Genomic DNA, 17834 nt, shown 5'->3' on the forward strand with positions numbered 1-17834 from the left:
GGGGCGGGTGGCCGTCCACCCCTGCGAACCAACGGAAGAGGAAATCCCGTGACCGCGACCGACACCCTGCTCGACCGCTACGTGGCCGTCTGGAACGAGCCCGACGCGACCACCCGCCGGGCCGCCGTGGCCCAGCTCTGGACCGCGGACGGCGTGCACTACACCCAGACCCGGGTGTTCCGGGGCACCGACGCCCTGCACGCCCGGGTGACCGAGGCCTACGAGCAGTTCGTGGGCGGCTCGGGCCTGCTGTTCCGGCACCGGGACAACCTGGTCGCCCACCACGACGCGGCCGTCTTCAACTGGGAGATGACCCCCGGCGCCAGCCGGGACGTGCTGGCGGTGGGCTTCGACTTCGTCCTGCTGGACGAGGCCGGCCGGCTCCGGGTCGACTACCAGTTCAACGAGCCGCCGGCCCCGGTCGCCGAGCTGGACGAGCTGGCCGGCCGGCTGCTGGCGCTCGGCGGGGAGGCGGACGAGGACCTCCGCCGCAAGCAGGCCGCCGCGCTGTACAGCCAGGACGCCCGGCTGGTGGACCCGTCGGCTGAGCGGGACGTGCTCACCGCGCTGGCCGCCACCCCGCAGGGCGAGGTCCGCCGGCTGCACGGCCACGCCTCGACCCAGCACAACGCGGTCCGCTACACCTGGGAGCTCACCCCGGCCGACGGCGGCCCGGCGGTCACCGGCGTGGACTTCCTGATCCGCGGTGAGGACGGCCTGTTCACCGCCCACTACCGGTTCACCATCTGATGACAGGCAGTCGGCGGGGGGACGGCTCGCAGCCGTCCCCCCGCCTTGCGCGTAAGGATCCTGACGGTCCGTCGGTCCGGCGAGTTGTGCCGACCGGCCCGGATGCCGCAGGGTGGAGAGGTGACCAGAGTGCCCACCGCCACGGACAGGCGGGTCCAGCGACCGGTCGGGGAGCTGATGCGCCACTGGCGCGAGCAGCGGGGGCTGAGCCAGCTCGTGCTCGCCACCCGCGCGGAGATCTCCACCCGACACCTGAGCTTCCTGGAGACGGGCCGCTCCGCGCCCAGCCGGGACATGCTGCTGCGGCTGGCCGAGCAGCTCGAACTGCCGCACCGGGAGCAGAACCACCTGCTGCTGGCGGCCGGGTTCGCGCCCGCCTTCGGCGACTCGCCGCTGGACGCCCAGGAGATGGCCCCGGTGCGTGACACCCTGCGGCAGATCCTGGCCGGCCACGACCCGCTGCCCGCGCTGGTGGTGGACCGCGGCTGGAACATCGTCGAGCACAACCGGGGCTTCGCGGTCTTCACCGAGGGCGCTGCCCCGCACCTGCTGCGCGCGCCGATGAACGCGCTGCGGCTCGCCCTGCACCCCGAGGGGATGGCCCCGCGCATCCTCAACCTCGCCGAGTGGCGGGCCCACCTGCTCACCCGGCTGCAGCGCCGGGTCGCGCTCACCGCCGAGCCGCGGCTGACCGAGCTGTACCGCGAGCTCAGCGGCTACCCGAAGACCGGCGGCCCGGAGCCCGAGGTGCCCGACACCGGTGACCTGATGGTGCCGCTGCGGCTCGACCACCGGGGCCGGGAGCTGGCGCTGTTCTGCACCATCGCCACCTTCGGGATGCCGCTCGACATCACCGTCGCCGAGCTGGCGATCGAGACCTTCTTCCCGGCGGACGCGGCCACCGGCGCGCTGCTGCGCGGCTGACCGGCCGGCGGCGGGGCCGTACCGCGACCGGGTGCGGCGCGGCCGCACCGCGACCGGGCCGGGACGCACCGAGGCCGGCCGGGGCTGCAACCCCCGGCCGGCCTCGGTGGGCTCAGGCGGCCGCCGGCGGCGGCACGGTGTAGGACGGCGGGGTGTCGATGTACTGGTAGTCGGCGGTGATCCGGCCCTGGTCGTCCAGCACCACGAAGTCGAAGCCGACCGCCTCCAGGGCGCCCGTGTCGGCCGCCACCATCACCCAGTTGAAGCGCAGCGTGCCGTGGTGGCCGACCGCGTTGGCCGAGGAGCGGAAGGCGAAGCCGCCGACCGCGTAGGCGTCGTGCGCGTAGCCGATCTGGGCGGCGATCTCCTGGTGGCCCTTGGACTCGGCGAGGAAGTTGAAGTAGCTGCCCTCGGGCGCCCACAGCTCCTCGACGGCCTTGCGGCGGGCGGCCGGGTCGCTCTCGTTCCAGAGCGCGACGTAGCGGTCGGCGAACTCGTTGGGGTTGGTCATGCCGGTGTCTCCTCTCGTGATGGTCGGTGGGTCTCGGTGGGTCTCGGTGGGTCGCGGTGGGTCTCGGGGGCGTCGGTCAGACGGTTTCGCTGACCTGCCGGCGCAGCAGCCGGACGAAGTCGGCGGTGATCGAGAGGGTCTCCTGGTGCAGGAAGAAGTGCCCGCCGGGGAAGACCCGGTTGCCCAGGTACTCGGGGGTGCGCGGCGCCCAGGAGGCCATCGCGGTGGGCTCCACCAAGGGGTCCTTGGTGGCGCTGTAGCTGACGATCGGGCACCGCACCGGCGCGCCGTCGTCCTGGTAGCTGGCGCAGACCAGCAGGTCGGCCCGCATGGTGGGCATCATCATGTCGAGCGTCTGGCGGTCCTTGAGGATCTCCTCCGGCAGCGAGCCCAGACCCCGGGCCCACTCGACGATCTCCTCCTCCGGCACGTCCAGCTGCTCGACCGGGGGAGTGCGGAAGCCGACCGGCGCCCAGGCGGAGGCACCGAGCAGGACCGGGGCCGGGCCGCCGCGGCGGCCCACCTCCTCGGCCAGCCGGTAGCTGAGCAGTGAGCCCATGCAGTGGCCGAAGAAGGCGAACGGACGGTCGTCCAGCTCGGCCTCGAACTCGTCCGCGAGCTGCTCGATCAGCGGCTCGATCTCGGTGAACGGCTGCTCCTTGAGCCGGTCCTGACGGCCCGGCAGCTGGATGAACTGCGCCGAGACGTCGGCCGGCAGCAGCGGCAGCCAGTCCCGGTATATCGAGGCGCCGCTGCCGGCGTAGTGGAACAGGAACAGCCGGGTCGGCGCGTCCGGATCGGACTCCGCCTGGAACCAGCGGCCGGTGACCGGGGCGGTGCGGTCGGCCATCGAAAGGACCTCCTCAGGACGGGCTCTGTGCGGCCAGCTGGTCCCGCAGGACCCGGCGGAGCACCTTGCCGGTGGGGTTGCGCGGCAGCACGTCCAGGAAGTCGTAGCTGCTCGGGATCTTGAAGTCGGCCAGCCGGCCGCGCAGGAAGAGCATCAGCTCCCGGCCGCTGATCCGTTCGCCGGGGGCGCGGACCACGCAGGCCCGGACGGTCTCGCCCCAGCGCGGGTCGGGCACGCCGATCACCGCCACGTCGGCGACGGCCGGGTGCTCGCGCACCGCGTTCTCCACCTCGACGGGGTAGATGTTCTGGCCGGCGACGATGATGGTGTCGCTGATCCGGTCGCACAGGAACAGGTAGCCGTCCTCGTCCAGGTAGCCGAGGTCGCCCAGCCGCAGCCAGCCGTCCACCAGCGCCTTGGCGGTCGCCTCGGGCTGCTGCCAGTACTCGACGAAGTGCGCCGGGGTGTCGACGCAGACCTGCCCGATCCGGCCGGGCGGCAGCTCCCGCCCCTCGTCGTCGACGATCCGCACCCGGTTGCCCGGGCAGGAGCGCCCGGCCGAGGTGAGCCGCGGGTTGCCCGGCACGTGGTCCGCGGGCGCCAGGCAGGTGACCACGCTGCCGGTCTCGGCGGCCGCGTACATCTGGGCCAGCTCGCAGCCGAAGCCGTCGATCGAGCGGGCCAGCAGGGCGGGTGAGATCGGCGCGCCGCCGTAGACCACCTTGCGCAGCGACCTGAACGTCTCCGCGGTGACGCCGCGTTCGGCCAGCATCATGTCCAGCATCGCGGGCGCGGCCCAGGTGGTGGTGACGGCGTGCCGCTCGATCAGCCGGACCGCCTCCTCGGCGTTGAACATCCGCATGATCACGCTGGTGCCGCCGACGTTCAGGGTGTGCATGAACCAGGCCATCCCGGCCGAGTGCAGGCCGGGGAAGCAGATCAGGGTGCGGTCCTCGGCGCGCCAGTCGATCCAGTCGGTGCCGTGCCGCCGCATGGACTCGATGAAGGTGAAGAAGCTCCGGTGCGCCAGCACCACGCCCTTGGGCAGGCCGCTGGTGCCGCTGGTGTACATCTGCAGCACCGGGTCGTCGGTGACCGCCCGGTGGTCGAGATCGGTCTCCGGTGCGCCGGCCTTCCAGGCGAGGAAGCCGCCGACCATGTCCCGGTCGGTGTCCAGCTCCACCAGCGCCTTCAGCGAGGCCGCGCCGGCCTTCTCCGCCGGGCCGAGGAACTCCCGCTCCACGAAGAGCAGTTCGGCGCCGGAGTCGGCCAGGATGTGCTCCACCTCGCGGGCGGTCAGGCGCCAGTTGATCGGCACCAGCACCACGCCGCTCTTGGCGCACCCGACCGCGAGGTCGTAGTAGTGCTCCGTCTCCCGGCCCAGGTAGGCGACCCGGGCGCCGCGGCCGAGCCCGGCCGAACGCAGCGCGTGGGCGGTCCGGTTGCTCTCCCGGTGCAGCTGCGCGTAGCTGAGCTCGCGGCCGTCGCAGACGACGGCGGTGTGCTCGGGCCGCTCGGCGGCGTGCCGGGCGGCCCGGGCGCCGATGGTGGCCTCTGCTGCTTGGTTCATGATCCTCTCCGTCCGATCTCGGTCAGGCCGGGTGGGGCCGCAGCTGCCTGCGGCCCCACCCGGACCGGCGTCAGGCCGCGGCCGGCGCCGGGGCGATCTGCTGCTCCAGGAACTCGCTCAGCTGCCCGGCGGACGGGTGGTCGAAGGCCAGGGACGGCGGCAGCGGCACCCGGAAGGCCGCCTCCAGCGAGTTCTTCAGCTCGACCGCCACCAGCGAGTCCAGCCCGAGCTGGACGAACTCGGTGTACGAGTCGATCGCGTCGGCGTCCTCGAAGTGCAGCACGTCGGCCACCCGGGAGCGGACGAACTCGTCGATCGCGACCAGCCGTTCGGCCTTCGGCAGGGCCACCAGCGCGTCCAGGTCCAGGCTCCGTGCCGCGTCCGCGCCACCCCGCACCAGCAGCTCGTACAGCGCGTCGTCGACCGGCTTGGCGGCGGTGAACCTGTCCCAGTCCGCCTCACCCGCGACGATCTGGGCCACCGGCCGGCCGAGCATCGAGGCGAGCGCCCTGGTGCCCTTCGCCGGGGTGAAGAGCCGGATGCCCTCGTCCTCCCACTTCTTGATCAGCGATTCGTCCAGCCGGGCCGACATGCCCACCTCGGCCCACGGGCCCCAGTTCACCGACAGCGCCGGCAACCCCTGCCCGGCCCGCCAGTGCAGCAGCGTGTCCAGGAAGTAGTTGGCCGCCGCGTAGTTGGACTGGCCGGGGGCGCCGACCACCGAGGCCGCCGAGGAGTACCCGACGAAGAACTCCAGCTCGGGGAAGTCCGCCGCGGCCTCGTGCAGCAGCCAGCTGCCGTACACCTTGGCCCGGAAGACCTCGTCGATGCTCTCCCAGGTCTGGGCCGGGATCGGGCGGTCGTCCACGGTGCCGGCCGAGTGGATGATGCCGCCCACCGGGTGGGCACCCGCGTGCAGCTGCGCCACGATCCGGGCCAGGTCGGCCGGTTCGGCGATGTCGCCCTGCAGAACGGTCACCTCGGCCCGCTCGGCCAGCCGGTCGTGCAGGTGCTTGACGTCGGCGGCCGGCTCCGGGCGCCGGCTGACCAGTGCCAGGTGCCGGGCACCGAGGTCGACCAGCTTCTCGGCGGTGACCAGGCCGAGCGCGCCGAGCCCGCCGGTGATCAGGTAGGTGCGGTCCGGGCTGATCGTCACCTCGCGCGCCGCGGGGGCCCGCTCACCGGCGAAGTCCAGCACCAGCTTGCCGACGTTGGCGCCCCGGCTGAGCACCCCGAAGGCCTCCTCGACCTCGTCCAGGGTGTACGAGGTGGCGACGATCGGGGGCAGCTGCCCGGCCTCGACCAGGGCGATCACGGTGCGCATGATCTCCTGGTTGAGCGGGATCAGCTGCTCCTGCGGCAGCTCGCTCAGGTCGAAGTTGTGGTACGTGACGTCGGGCCGCTCGGCGGCCACCTGCTCGGGGGTCCAGGCGCCGACCTTGCCGAGCTCGATGAACCGGCCGCCCTCGCCCAGCGCCCGCATGCCGGCCGGGATGTAGTCCTTGTTCAGGCTGTTCAGCACGATGTCGACGCCGCGGCCGCCGGTGGTCCGCTCGATCTCGTCGGCGAAGTCCAGCGTGCGCGAGTTCATCACGTGCTCGATGCCCTGGGCCCGCAGCAGCGGCCACTTGTGCGGGCTGGCGGTGGCGAACACCTCCGCCCCCGCGAGCCGGGCCAGGTGCGCCGCGGCCTGGCCGACGCCGCCGGCGGCCGCGTGCACCAGCACCCGGTCGCCGGCCTTGATCTCGGCCAGGTGGTGCAGCGCGTAGTAGGCCGTGACGTACACCGAGATCAGACCGGCCGCGGCGGTGAAGTCGATGTTGGCGGGCTTGCGGACGGCCACCGCGGAGGGCACCGTCACCCGGCGCTTGAACAGGTCGAGGTAGTTGACGATCACCTCGTCGCCGACCGCGAACTCCGCCTGCGGCCCGGCCGCCACCACGGTGCCCGCGCACTCGAAGCCGAGCGGCTGGTCGCCGAAGTCCTTCAGCATGCCGAGCGCGTTCAGCACGTCCTTGAAGTTCAGGCCTGCCGCGTGCACCTCGACCTGGATCTGGTCGCCGACCGGCGCCACCTCCTCGGCCGGCACCGGCTTGATCCCGCCGAACTGGCCGAACTCCTTGATGGCCAGCCCGAAGTTGGCGTCCTGCCGGGCGCGCGGGTCCACCGCCAGCAGCCGCCGCACGTGCCGGAAGCCCTCCCGGTAGGCGATCTGGAACTCGCCGCTCTCCCGGGCGTGCAGCTCCTCCACCAGCGGCTGGTGGCCGCCGGTGCCGGGCAGGTCCAGCAGGGTGGTGCGGTACGCCGGGAACTCGTTCAGCAGTACGTGGCCGAAGCCCCACAGGCTGGCGGCCGCCAGCGCGGCGCCGCTGCCCGGCTCGTCGCCGTACAGCCACTGGGCCCGCTCGGTGACCAGCCACAGTCGCTGGTTGCGGCCGAAGCCGGCCTGCTCCAGGGCCGCCAGCAGCTCCAGCAGCGCGGTGTAGTTGCGCTCGGACTCGGCCCGCAGCGCCGCGGCGCCGCTGTGCCCGTCGCCCGGCTGCCAGTACCAGGCCAGGTCGGTGATCTGCTCCTCGGCGAGCACCCGGGTCACCTCGGCGGGCGTGGCGGCGAAGCTGAGCCGCCCGTTCTGCTCGGCGAGCCGGGGCGCCAGGTCGGCGAACTCGGCGGCCGGCCGGCCGACCACCAGCAGGTGGCGTCCGGTGACGCTGTTCGGGCCGGCCGGCGAGCGCTTGACCCAGCGCATCTCGTGGAAGAAGCTGCGGCGCGCCCCGGCGAAGGTCTCGGCGACCCGCTTGAGGCCGAGGCCCTTGAGCTCGAAGACCGGCCGGTCGCCGTCCAGCGCCAGCAGGTCCGCGCTGAGGTCGACCTCGTCGGTGTCGGCCGGCACCACCCGCAGCAGGGTGCGCAGGGTGGCCGCCTTGGGCTTGCGGAACAGCCGGAACCGGCCGAAGCGGACCGGCAGGTAGTCGTTGCCGTCGTCCGCCAGCGCCGCCATGTTGTGCATCGCGGCGTCCAGCAGGGCCGGCGGCAGGTGCTCCAACGCGCCCGCCGAGCGGCCTTCCAGCTCGCCGACGGTCAGGTCGCCCGCGTACCGGTCGACCGAGCGCATCAGCCGGAACTCCGGACCGTAGTCCAGCCCGGCGCCCGAGTACGCGGCGTACACGTCCTCGGCCCGCAGCACGTCCTCCGGGTTGCCGGCGGCGGCCGCCAGCGAGATCAGCTCCCGCGCGGCGTCGGTGAGCTCGTCGGAGACCTCCGACTCGGCGCCGACGGTGGCGACCGCGTGCAGCCGCTCGATCACGGCGGCCCCGCCCTGGGCGTCGCCCGCCTCGGCCAGGCTGACGATCTCGACCGTGCCGGTGCCGTCCGGGCCAGGGCGCAGCCGGGTCCGCAGCCGGGTGGGCCGCTCCTCGTCCAGGAACAGCGCCTCCCGGAAGCCCACGTCGCGGACCGGGCGGCGGGTGTGGCCGTGCACCGCGTCCAGCAGGGCGAGCACGATCTCCAGGTAGCCGGTGCCGGGGAAGACCACCTGCCCCATCGCCACGTGGTCGGCCAGGTAGGCCGGCTGGGCGGGGCTCACCGAGCTGCTGAACTCGCGGATGCCCTCGGCCAGTTGCTCGGGAGTGCTGGTCTCGCTGCCGAGCAGCGGGTGGACCGCGGCGCGGCCGTCGCCGCCGCGGGCGCCGAGGCCGTGCCGGTTGGCCCGGTTCGGCAGCCAGTACGACTTGCGGTCGAAGGCGTAGCCGGGGAGCGACACCAGCCGGTGGCCGCGGCCGGCGTGGAAGCCCTGCCAGGAGAAGGCCAGCCCGGCGGTGTAGAACTGGGCGACGGCGGCCCGCACGGCCCGGCCGTCGGTGTCCTTGGGGCTGGTGCCGCCGATCCAGAGGTGGTCCTGCGGGGTCACCGACTGCTTGGCGGCGCCGGTCAGCGCCGGCGAAGGACCGATCTCGATGATCGCGTGCTTGCCGCGCCGCTCCAGGGTCCGCATCCCGGCCGAGAACTCCACCGCCTCGCCGATGTGCCGGATCCAGTACTCGGGGTCGCTGATCTCGGCGAACCTGGCCACCTTGCCGGTCAGGTTGGAGATCAGGGTCAGCGAGGGCTCGCGGAAGGCGATGTCCTTGATCGCGGCGCGGAACTCGTCGAACACCTCGGTCATCAGCGGCGAGTGGAAGGCGTGCGAGACCTTCAGCTCCTTGACCCGCAGCCCGGCCTCGGTGAGCTGGGCCACCACGGCGGCCAGCGCGGCGGACCCGCCGGAGATCACGGTCTGCTCGGGCGAGTTGACGGCCGCGACGGCCAGGTCGGGGTACGGCTCCAGCAGCGGTGCCACCTGCTCCACCGGCGCCGCGACGGCGGCCATCCCGCCGGGGGCGGAGACCGACTGCATCAGCGTGGCGCGGGTCGCCACCAGCGTGGTGGCGTCGGCCAGGTCGAACAGCCCGGCGACGGCGGCGGCGACCACCTCGCCGATGCTGTGCCCGATCAGCACGTTGGGCTTCACGCCCCAGGACATCCACAGCTTGGCAAGCGCGTACTCGAGGGTGAACAGGGCCGGCTGGGCGTACAGGGTCTGCCCGAGCAGCTCGCCCTGGCCCTCCCGGTCGAACATCACGTCCTTCACCGAGCGGCCGAGGTGCCCGGCGAACAGCCGGTCGCACGCGTCGACGTGCTCGGCGAACAGCGGGAACTGGCGGTACAGCGTGGCGCCCATGCCCGGGTACTGCGAGCCCTGGCCGGTGAACAGGAAGGCCACCTTGCGGATGTCGCCGCGCGGGCCGGCCGGCTCGGTGCCGGCGTGCTTGGCCAGCAGCGCGTCCAGCGACTCGCGGTCGGTGACCTGCCCGGCGATCCGGTGGCTGAAGTGGCTGCGGCCGACGTTGGCGGTGTAGCAGAGGTCGCCGAGGTCGAGCTCCGGGTGCCGCTCCAGGTGCCGCCGGTAGCGCTCCACCTGGAGCTGCAGCGAGCGCTTGGTCTTGGCGGACATGGTGAAGACGTGGCCGCCCTCGGCCGCGGCGGCCGCGCCGGATCCGGCCGCCGGGTCGGTGGCCGCGGTGGTGGGCGCCTCCTCCAGGACGGCGGCGGCGATGCTGCCCGCGAAGCCGAAGCTGTTGACCACCGCGCGCCGGGTCTCGGCCCGCCAGGGCTTGGCCTCGGTCGGCACGGTGACCGGGATGGAGTCCCACGGGATCCGGCCGGAGGGGGTGCTCAGGTTGAGGTGCGGGAAGACGGTGCCGGTGCGCATCTGCAGCACGGTCTTGATCACGCCGCCGATGCCGGCCACCGGCTCCATGTGCCCGAGGTTGGTCTTCAGCGAGCCGACCGTGATCGGGTTCTCCTTGGTGTGCGACTTCGCGAACACGTCGCTGATCGCGCCCATCTCGATCGGGTCGCCGAGCGGGGTGCCGGTGCCGTGCGCCTCGACGTACTGGATGTCGGCCGGCTCCAGGTGCGCGTTGCGCAGCGCGGAGCGGATCACGATCTCCTGGGCGGTGCCGTTGGGCACGGTCAGCCCGGCGCTCTCGCCGTCCTCGCCGATCGCGGTGCCGCGGACCAGCGCGAGCACCCGGTCGCCGTCCCGCTCGGCGTCCGACAGCCGCTTGAGCACCAGCACGGCGCAGCCCTCGGCCCGGACGTAGCCGTCGGCGGACTCGTCGAAGGTCTTGCAACGGCCGTCCGGGGCAAGCATGTTGGCCTGCGAGAACATCACGAAGATGCGCGGGTGGTGCAGGCAGTTCACCGCTCCGGAGAGCGCGATGTCGGTGGCGCCGCTGCGCAGGCCCTCGACCGCCAGGTGCATCGCGGTGAGCGAGGAGGCGCAGGCGGTGTCCACGCTCAGGCTGGGGCCGCGCAGGCCGAGGAAGTACGACAGCCGGCCGGACAGCGGGAACAGCGTGATGCCCGCCGCGAGGTGGCCGTCCAGCTCCTCGTAGGGCAGGCCCTCCATCTCCAGCGCGTAGTCGATCGAGCTGGCGCCGATGTAGACGCCGCCGTTGCCGTGCCGCAGCGTCCCCGGGTCGATGTTGGCGTTCTCCAGCGCCTCCCAGGCCGTCTCCAGCAGCAGCCGCTGCTGCGGGTCGACGAAGTTCGCCTCCTTGGGCGAGATGTTGAAGAACTGGGCGTCGAACTGGTCGATCTGGTCGAGGAAGCCGGCCCCGGTGGTGTGGACCTTCCCCTTCTGCTCCTCGTCGGCGGGGGTGAACGCCGGGACGTCCCAGCGGTCCTCCGGCACCGGGCGGATACCGGACCGGCCCTGGCCGAGGAATTCGGCGAACCCCTCGGGGGACTCGTTTCCACCCGGGAAGCGCAGGCCGATACCGACTATGGCGATGGGCTCGTTCTGCTCCGGTTTGTTCGACATTCCCGTTCTTCCCTTTCACTGGTCAGCCGCCGTGCTGCGGCGCGTCGCTCAGGTGCCGGCCTTGGCCCGTCAGCGGGCGGAGCGGGCCGGGAGCTCGTCGAACAGGTCGCCGAGCAGATCGCCCGTCAGGTGCTCCAGGAGCTGGTCGATCGTCGGGCTGTTGAACAGGGCGGTGGTGGAGACCGCGATGCCCAGCTGGGCCTCCAGCCGGGTCTTCACCTCGACGATGCGCAGCGAGGTGAAGCCGAGCTGGAAGTAGCTCTCGTCGGTCGGCAGGTACTCGTCCTCGTCCATCAGCAGGCTGGCCTTGAATTCCGTCACCACGAGGGATTCCAGGGCCTCCCGGCGCTCGGACCGGGGCAGCGACCGGAGCAGTTCGATCGTCGGTATGGATTCACTCATCGCGTGCACCCGTTTCCGCGCGGGGAGAAGTTCGGCAATGCGACCGCCTCCGTCGGTTCTGGGCCGTCGTCCCTGCCGGCCCCACGTGGGCAACATGCGAACACGGGCGGCTGACCAGGCTCTGACCAGCGACTGACTCGGGCGGCCGGGGCGCGGGCCGGGAGGCGGCCGGGCCGGCTCCGGATCCATTGACACGGCCTGCCCGATTCGCTTCAGTGGTCTAGTCCAAATAGGTGGCGCCCGCTTCGCGTCCGGCCTTCCCCCACAAGGCTTTTGGGCGCCCCCATGTCTTGAGGCAGGAGCATCCCCACATGCGTACTCCCCGAAGAACAGCCGTCCGCCGCGGCAGCCGTACGGCGGTCGCCGCCGGCACCGCCTGGGCCGTCGCCGCCGCCGGCGCGGTCGCCCTCAGCTTCGGTCTGGCCGGCTCCGCGAGCGCCGGCGAGTTCCTGGTCAACGGCGGGTTCGAGACCGGCGCGCTCGCCCCCTGGAGCTGCACCGGCGGCACCGGAAGCGTGGTCACCGGCCAGTCCCACGGCGGCGGTTACGCACTGGCCGGGGCCGCCTCGGCAAGCGACAACGCCCAGTGCACCCAGACCGTCGCGGTGCAGCCCAGCACCGCGTACACGCTCAGCGCGTACGTCAAGGGCGCCTACGTCTACCTGGGCGTCAACGGCGGTACCAGCACCTGGACCCCGAGCACCGGCGGCGGCTACCAGAAGCTCTCGGTCTCCTTCACCACCGCCGCGGGCCAGACCAGCGCCACGGTGTACACCCACGGCTGGTACGGCCAGGGCACCTACTACGCGGACGACGTCTCGCTGGACGGCCCGGGGGCTCCCACCAACCCGCCGACCTCGCAGCCGCCGACGTCCCAGCCGCCCACCTCTCAGCCGCCGACCTCCCAGCCGCCCACTTCGCAGCCCCCGACCACGCAGCCCCCGACCTCGCAGCCGCCCACCTCGCAGCCGCCCGGCGGCGGCCTGCCGACCCACGCGCTGGTCGGCTACCTGCACGCCAGCTTCGCCAACGGTGCCGGCTACACCAGGATGGCCGACGTCCCGGCCTCCTGGGACGTGATCAACCTGTCCTTCGGCGAGCCGACCTCCGTCACCTCCGGCGACATCAGGTTCAACCGCTGCTCGGTCGCCGAGTGCCCGTCGGTGGAGTCGGACGCCGACTTCAAGGCCGCGATCGCCGCCAAGCAGGCCCAGGGCAAGAAGGTGCTGATCTCGATCGGCGGCCAGAACGGCCAGGTCCAGCTGACCACCACGGCGGCCCGGGACGCCTTCGTCAGCTCGGTGTCCGCGATCATCGACAAGTGGGGCCTGAACGGCCTGGACATCGACTTCGAGGGCCACTCGCTCTCGCTGAACACCGGCGACACCGACTTCAAGAACCCGACCACCCCGGTGATCGTCAACCTGATCTCGGCGCTGAAGACGCTCAAGGCCAGGTACGGCCAGAACTTCGTGCTGACCATGGCGCCGGAGACCTTCTTCGTGCAGCTCGGCTACCAGTACTACGGATCCGGCCCCTGGGGCGGCCAGGACCCGCGGGCCGGGGCCTACCTGCCGGTGATCCACGCGCTGCGCGGCGACCTCACCCTGCTGCACGTCCAGGACTACAACTCGGGCTCGATCATGGGCCTGGACAACCAGTACCACTCGATGGGCGGCGCGGACTTCCACGTCGCGATGACCGACATGCTGCTCACCGGCTTCCCGGTGGCGGGCAACACCGCCAACGTGTTCCCGCCGCTGGCCCCCTCCCAGGTGGCGATCGGCATGCCGGCCACCACCAACGCGGGCAACGGCTACGTCGCCCCGGCCGAGGTGGACAAGGCGCTGGACTGCCTCACCAAGGCCGCCGGCTGCGGCGGCTACCTGCCCCGCAGCGGTGCCCGGCCGGACCTGCGCGGCCTGATGACCTGGTCGATCAACTGGGACCAGTTCGGCGGCAAGGAGTTCTCCAGGAACTTCGACAGCTACTTCGGCTGATCCGCTCGCCCACCGTCACCGGCCGGTCACCCTCGGGTGCCCGGCCGGTGCGGGCGGGCGGACCGGGGGAAGCCTGCCTAGCCTGGAGGGAGGAGGTGGTGGCGATGCTGTCAGACGCTCCGCTGCAGGCGGTCGTCCCGGTCGGCGACATCGACCGTGCGAAGCGGTTCTACCGTGACACCCTCGGCCTCTCCGTTTCCCGGGAGGGCGCGGAAGGGGTCGGCTTCAGCTGCGGCGGCACGCAGTTCGAGCTGTACGAGACACCCAGCGCGGGCCAGGCCGCGCACACCCTGGCCAGCTGGAAGGTCGCCGATCTCGATGCCGAGATGGCGGACCTGCGCACGCGCGGGATCGTCTTCGAGGAGTACGACCTCCCCGGCCTGAAGACCCTGGACGGGGTCGCCGAGTCGGACGGCATGCGGGCCGCCTGGTTCAAGGACACCGAAGGAAACATCCTGTGCGTGAACGAGGTCCGCGGCGCCTAGGCAGTGAGACATGACCTAGGCCGCCCTGGACCCGGCCGCGCCCGGAGAACGCCGAAGGCCCCCTCGCTCTCGCGAGGGGGCCTTCGACCGTCTGTGCGCCGCCAGGGACTCGAACCCCGGACCCGCTGATTAAGAGTCAGCTGCTCTAACCAACTGAGCTAGCGGCGCCTGCTGACGCGGAGAACATTACCTGGTCAGCGGCCGAAACTCACAATCGGTATCCGGCCCGCGGGCGGGGCGGGCCCGGCGAGCCGCTGCATAGGTATTGTTTGCCGCTTTTATTCTGATCCGAGCGCCCGTGGCCGGACCCGGGCCGAGGAAAGGGATCACCCGGTGGCCCAGCTGTCGCTGCTCTTCCTGGTGCTGCTCGCCGCCGTGGTGACGGTGCCGCTGGCGCGCTGGACGAACATCCCCCAGCCCGTGCTGATGACCCTGCTCGGCATCGTGATGGCGGTGATCCCGCAGCTCCCGGACGTGAAGATCGACCCCGAGCTGATCCTGCCGCTGGTGCTGCCACCGCTGATCTTCGCGGTGGCCAGACGTTCCTCGGTGCACTACTTCCGCACCAACATCCGGTCCATCCTGCTGCTCGCGGTGGCCCTGGTGGTGGTCACCACCGTCGCCGTCGCCGGGGTCTACCAGTGGCTGGTGCCGGCCGTCCCGCTGGCCGTCGCGGTGGCCCTGGGCGCGCTGGTCTCGCCGCCGGACCCGGTGGCGGCGGTCGCGGTGGCCAACGCCGTCGGCCTGCCGCGCCGGCTGGTCGCGGTCCTGGAGAGCGAGGGCCTGTTCAACGACGTGACCGCGATCGTGATCTACTCGCTGGCCGTCTCCGCGGTGGTCAGCCACGACCTCTCGGTCCCGCACGCGCTGGCCCGCTTCGTCCTGTCGGCGGTGGTGGCGGTGCTGATCGGCATCCTGCTCGGCTGGCTGAACGCCCGGCTGGCCGGACTCCTGGACGACCCGACCCTCCAGGTGGCGCTGAACCTGCTGGTCCCGTTCGCGGCCTACGCCCTGGCCGAGGTCGGCCACGGCTCGGGGGTGCTGGCCGTGGTGGTCTGCGCGCTCTACCTGGCCGACCGGGCGGCGGACGCCGACGACGTCGCGTACCGGCTGGTCGGCAACGCCTTCTGGGAGATCGTCGAGACCCTGATCACCGGGGTCGCCTTCGGCCTGATCGGGCTGGAGCTGTCCACCGTGCTCGCTGACGTCAAGGACAGCTGGCGCGGCATGCTCGGCGAGGCGGCGGCGGTGATCGCCACGGTGGTGCTGGTCCGGCTGGTCTGGCTGCTGCCCGCCGCCTGGCTCTCCCGGCGGGTCAGCCGCGGCGACGAGGACACCCCGATCAGCTGGCGGGAGACCGTGGTGCTCTGGTGGTCCGGGATGCGTGGGGTGGCCACCGTGGCCCTGGCGCTCGCCGTGCCGCTCACCCTGAAGGACCACACCCCCTTCCCCGGCCGCAGTGAACTGATCTTCGTCGCGTTCGCCGTGGTGTTCTTCACCCTGCTGATCCAGGGGCTGAGCCTGCCCTGGCTGGTCAAGCGGCTCGGGCTGGACGCCGGCACCGACGCCCACGAGCAGGCCGCCAAGCAGCTCTGGTGGCGCGCCTCCAAGGCCGGGCTGAAGCGCCTCGGCGAGCTGGAGGACGAGGACCAGCTGCCGTCCGAACTGGTCGAGCGGCTGCGCGAGCGCCAGCACGACCGGCTCGCCCGGATCTACCCCGAGCGGTACGAGAAGGAGGAGGCCGCCGAGGCGAAGCGCCGGCTCTCGCAGTGGCGCAAGGCGTACGGCATCGAGCAGGAGATGATCGCCGCCTCCCGCCGCGAGGTGCTCGCCGCCCGGAGCGAGCCCGGCGCCGATCCGGAGGTCGCCGACCAGGTGCTGCGCCAGCTCGACCTGCGCTCGGACCGCAAGTGACACCGGGTGACCCGGCGGCGCGGCGGGCCGAAGTGACACCCGGTGAGACCGGGCGCGGCGCCGTGGCGGCCCGGGGCGCGGGTGGCCTTAGGCTGGCCGTGGGCAAGGCCGTCAACGGAGTCGGCGCACGCACCGCTGTACCGCCGGACCTCGCGCAACCCTCCGCCAGGCCCTGCCGGTAACCGCAACCCGGATGATCCTGAGGAGCAAACCGATGTCGGAGAACCCCGCCACCGGCCGTACCCCGTTGGACCGCACACCGCAGTGGGCCGCGCTGGGGAAGCACCGGGCGGAGCTCGGCGAGCAGCACCTGCGCGAGCTGTTCGCCGCCGACCCGGACCGCGGCCGCCGCTACACCCTGGGTGTCGGCGACCTGCAGGTCGACTACTCCAAGCACCTGGTCACCGACCGCACCCTGGCGCTGCTGCGCGAGCTGGCCGAGGCCACCGGCGTGGCGGCCCTGCGGGACGCCATGTTCCGCGGCGAGAAGATCAACATCACCGAGCACCGGGCGGTGCTGCACACCGCGCTGCGCGCCCCGCGCGGGGCCGTGATCGAGGTGGACGGCGAGAACGTGGTGCCCGCCGTGCACGCGGTGCTGGACAAGATGGCCGCCTTCTCCGACCGGGTCCGCGGCGGCGAGTGGACCGGCCACACCGGCCGCCGGATCCGGCACGTCGTCAACATCGGCATCGGCGGCTCCGACCTGGGCCCCGCGATGGCCTACGAGGCCCTGCGCTCCTTCGCCGACCGCGGGTTGGACCTGCACTTCGTCTCCAACGTGGACGGCGCCGACCTGCACGAGGCGCTGCACGGCCTGGACGCCGCCGAGACCCTGTTCATCGTGGCCTCGAAGACCTTCACCACGATCGAGACCATCACCAACGCCGTCTCCGCCAGGACCTGGCTGCTCGCCGAGCTGGGCGCCGGCCAGGAGGCGGTGGCCAAGCACTTCGTCGCGCTGTCCACCAACGCCGAGGGCGTCGCCGACTTCGGCATCGACGTGGCCAACATGTTCGAGTTCTGGGACTGGGTCGGCGGCCGCTACTCCTTCGACTCCGCGATCGGCCTCTCGCTGATGATCGCGATCGGCCCGGACGCCTTCCGGCAGCTGCTGGACGGCTTCCGCCTGGTCGACGAGCACTTCCGCACCGCCCCGCCGGAGCAGAACGTGCCGCTGCTGCTCGGCCTGCTGGGGGTCTGGTACGGCAACTTCTTCGACGCCCAGTCGCACGCCGTGCTGCCGTACTCGCACTACCTGTCCAAGTTCACCGCCTACCTCCAGCAGCTGGACATGGAGTCCAACGGCAAGTCGGTGGACCGGGACGGCCGCCCGGTCGGCTGGCAGACCGGCCCGGTGGTCTGGGGCACCCCCGGCACCAACGGCCAGCACGCCTACTACCAGCTGCTGCACCAGGGCACCAAGGTCATCCCGGCCGACTTCATCGGGTTCGCCAGGCCTGTCGAGGACCTGCAGCCCGGCCTGGTCGCCCAGCACAACCTGCTGATGGCCAACTTCTTCGCCCAGACCCAGGCGCTCGCCTTCGGCAAGACCCCCGAGGAGGTCGCCGCCGAAGGGGTGCCCGCCGAGCTGGTGCCGCACAAGACCTTCCGCGGCAACCACCCGACCACCACCGTGCTGGCCACCGAGCTCAGCCCGTCGGTGCTCGGCCAGCTGATCGCGCTCTACGAGCACAAGGTGTTCGTGCAGGGCGCGATCTGGAACATCGACTCCTTCGACCAGTGGGGCGTGGAGCTCGGCAAGGTGCTGGCCAAGCGGATCGAGCCGGTGCTGCTCACCGGGGAGGGCCTGGCGGCGCTGGACGGCTCGACGGCCGCCCTGGTCGCCCGGTACCGCGAGCTGCGCGGCCGCTGAGCCCGGCGGCCCACCGGGCCGGCCCGGCCGGGGTGCACCCACCCCGGCCGGGCCGCCGACCGGGCGGGCCGGGGAACGCCGAAGGGCCCCCCCCGCGGGCGGGGGGGGCGTGGGGCCGGGGTGGGCCGCCCGGGGGGCGCAACCCCGGGCCCCGGGTTTATATTGAGCATCTGTTAACAACATGTGGA

General features: G+C 72.3%; 11 protein-coding genes and 1 tRNA gene. 6 read left to right on the forward strand and 6 right to left on the reverse strand.

The window, feature by feature from the left end; all coding sequences use genetic code 11:
* Nucleotides 1–48 precede the first annotated feature (48 nt).
* Both AB0K43_RS29200 and AB0K43_RS29205 read left to right on the forward strand, forming a co-directional pair.
* On the forward strand, nt 49–750 hold the full coding sequence (locus tag AB0K43_RS29200) for a hypothetical protein (RefSeq protein WP_363644997.1): 702 nt from the start codon (nt 49–51) through the stop codon (nt 748–750).
* A gap of 120 nt (nt 751–870) precedes the next feature.
* The gene (locus AB0K43_RS29205; RefSeq protein WP_363644999.1) at nt 871–1674 is read left to right on the forward strand and encodes a helix-turn-helix transcriptional regulator; all 804 of its coding nucleotides are present in this window, start codon (nt 871–873) and stop codon (nt 1672–1674) included.
* A 112-nt stretch (nt 1675–1786) separates the two neighbouring features.
* Here AB0K43_RS29205 and AB0K43_RS29210 read toward each other — a convergent pair whose 3' ends face one another.
* The 5 genes from AB0K43_RS29210 to AB0K43_RS29230 form a co-directional block, all read right to left on the reverse strand.
* Nucleotides 1787–2185 (reverse strand): nuclear transport factor 2 family protein, encoded by a 399-nt coding sequence (locus AB0K43_RS29210; protein ID WP_363645001.1) that lies wholly within the window; start codon nt 2183–2185, stop codon nt 1787–1789.
* 76 nt (nt 2186–2261) lie between these two features.
* Nucleotides 2262–3035 carry an alpha/beta fold hydrolase gene (locus AB0K43_RS29215; protein ID WP_363645003.1) on the reverse strand — a complete coding sequence of 258 codons (774 nt, stop codon included), beginning with the start codon at nt 3033–3035 and terminating at the stop codon, nt 2262–2264.
* A gap of 13 nt (nt 3036–3048) precedes the next feature.
* The gene (locus tag AB0K43_RS29220; protein ID WP_363645005.1) at nt 3049–4605 is read right to left on the reverse strand and encodes a long-chain-fatty-acid--CoA ligase; all 1557 of its coding nucleotides are present in this window, start codon (nt 4603–4605) and stop codon (nt 3049–3051) included.
* 70 nt (nt 4606–4675) lie between these two features.
* Complete coding sequence (locus tag AB0K43_RS29225; protein ID WP_363645007.1) at nt 4676–10969, reverse strand: SDR family NAD(P)-dependent oxidoreductase; 6294 nt, start codon at nt 10967–10969, stop codon at nt 4676–4678.
* Between the two features lie 69 nt (nt 10970–11038).
* Nucleotides 11039–11371 carry an acyl carrier protein gene (locus AB0K43_RS29230; protein WP_363645009.1) on the reverse strand — a complete coding sequence of 111 codons (333 nt, stop codon included), beginning with the start codon at nt 11369–11371 and terminating at the stop codon, nt 11039–11041.
* Nucleotides 11372–11682: 311 nt separating this feature from the next.
* Between AB0K43_RS29230 and AB0K43_RS29235 the strand changes: the two genes are divergently transcribed.
* The gene (locus tag AB0K43_RS29235; RefSeq protein ID WP_363645011.1) at nt 11683–13371 is read left to right on the forward strand and encodes a glycosyl hydrolase family 18 protein; all 1689 of its coding nucleotides are present in this window, start codon (nt 11683–11685) and stop codon (nt 13369–13371) included.
* A gap of 104 nt (nt 13372–13475) precedes the next feature.
* Nucleotides 13476–13856, forward strand: coding sequence for a VOC family protein (locus AB0K43_RS29240; RefSeq protein WP_363645013.1), 381 nt, complete (start codon nt 13476–13478; stop codon nt 13854–13856).
* 94 nt (nt 13857–13950) lie between these two features.
* Here the strand turns inward: AB0K43_RS29240 and AB0K43_RS29245 are convergent.
* Nucleotides 13951–14024 (reverse strand) — tRNA-Lys (locus AB0K43_RS29245).
* A 165-nt stretch (nt 14025–14189) separates the two neighbouring features.
* Here AB0K43_RS29245 and AB0K43_RS29250 point away from each other — a divergent pair.
* Both AB0K43_RS29250 and pgi read left to right on the forward strand, forming a co-directional pair.
* On the forward strand, nt 14190–15770 hold the full coding sequence (locus AB0K43_RS29250) for a Na+/H+ antiporter (RefSeq protein WP_363645015.1): 1581 nt from the start codon (nt 14190–14192) through the stop codon (nt 15768–15770).
* Nucleotides 15771–15984: 214 nt separating this feature from the next.
* Nucleotides 15985–17646 (forward strand): glucose-6-phosphate isomerase, encoded by a 1662-nt coding sequence (gene pgi / locus AB0K43_RS29255; protein ID WP_363645017.1) that lies wholly within the window; start codon nt 15985–15987, stop codon nt 17644–17646.
* The last annotated feature ends 188 nt before the right edge of the window (nt 17647–17834 follow it).

This window comes from Kitasatospora sp. NPDC049258 (assembly GCF_040678895.1).
Taxonomy (GTDB): domain Bacteria; phylum Actinomycetota; class Actinomycetes; order Streptomycetales; family Streptomycetaceae; genus Kitasatospora.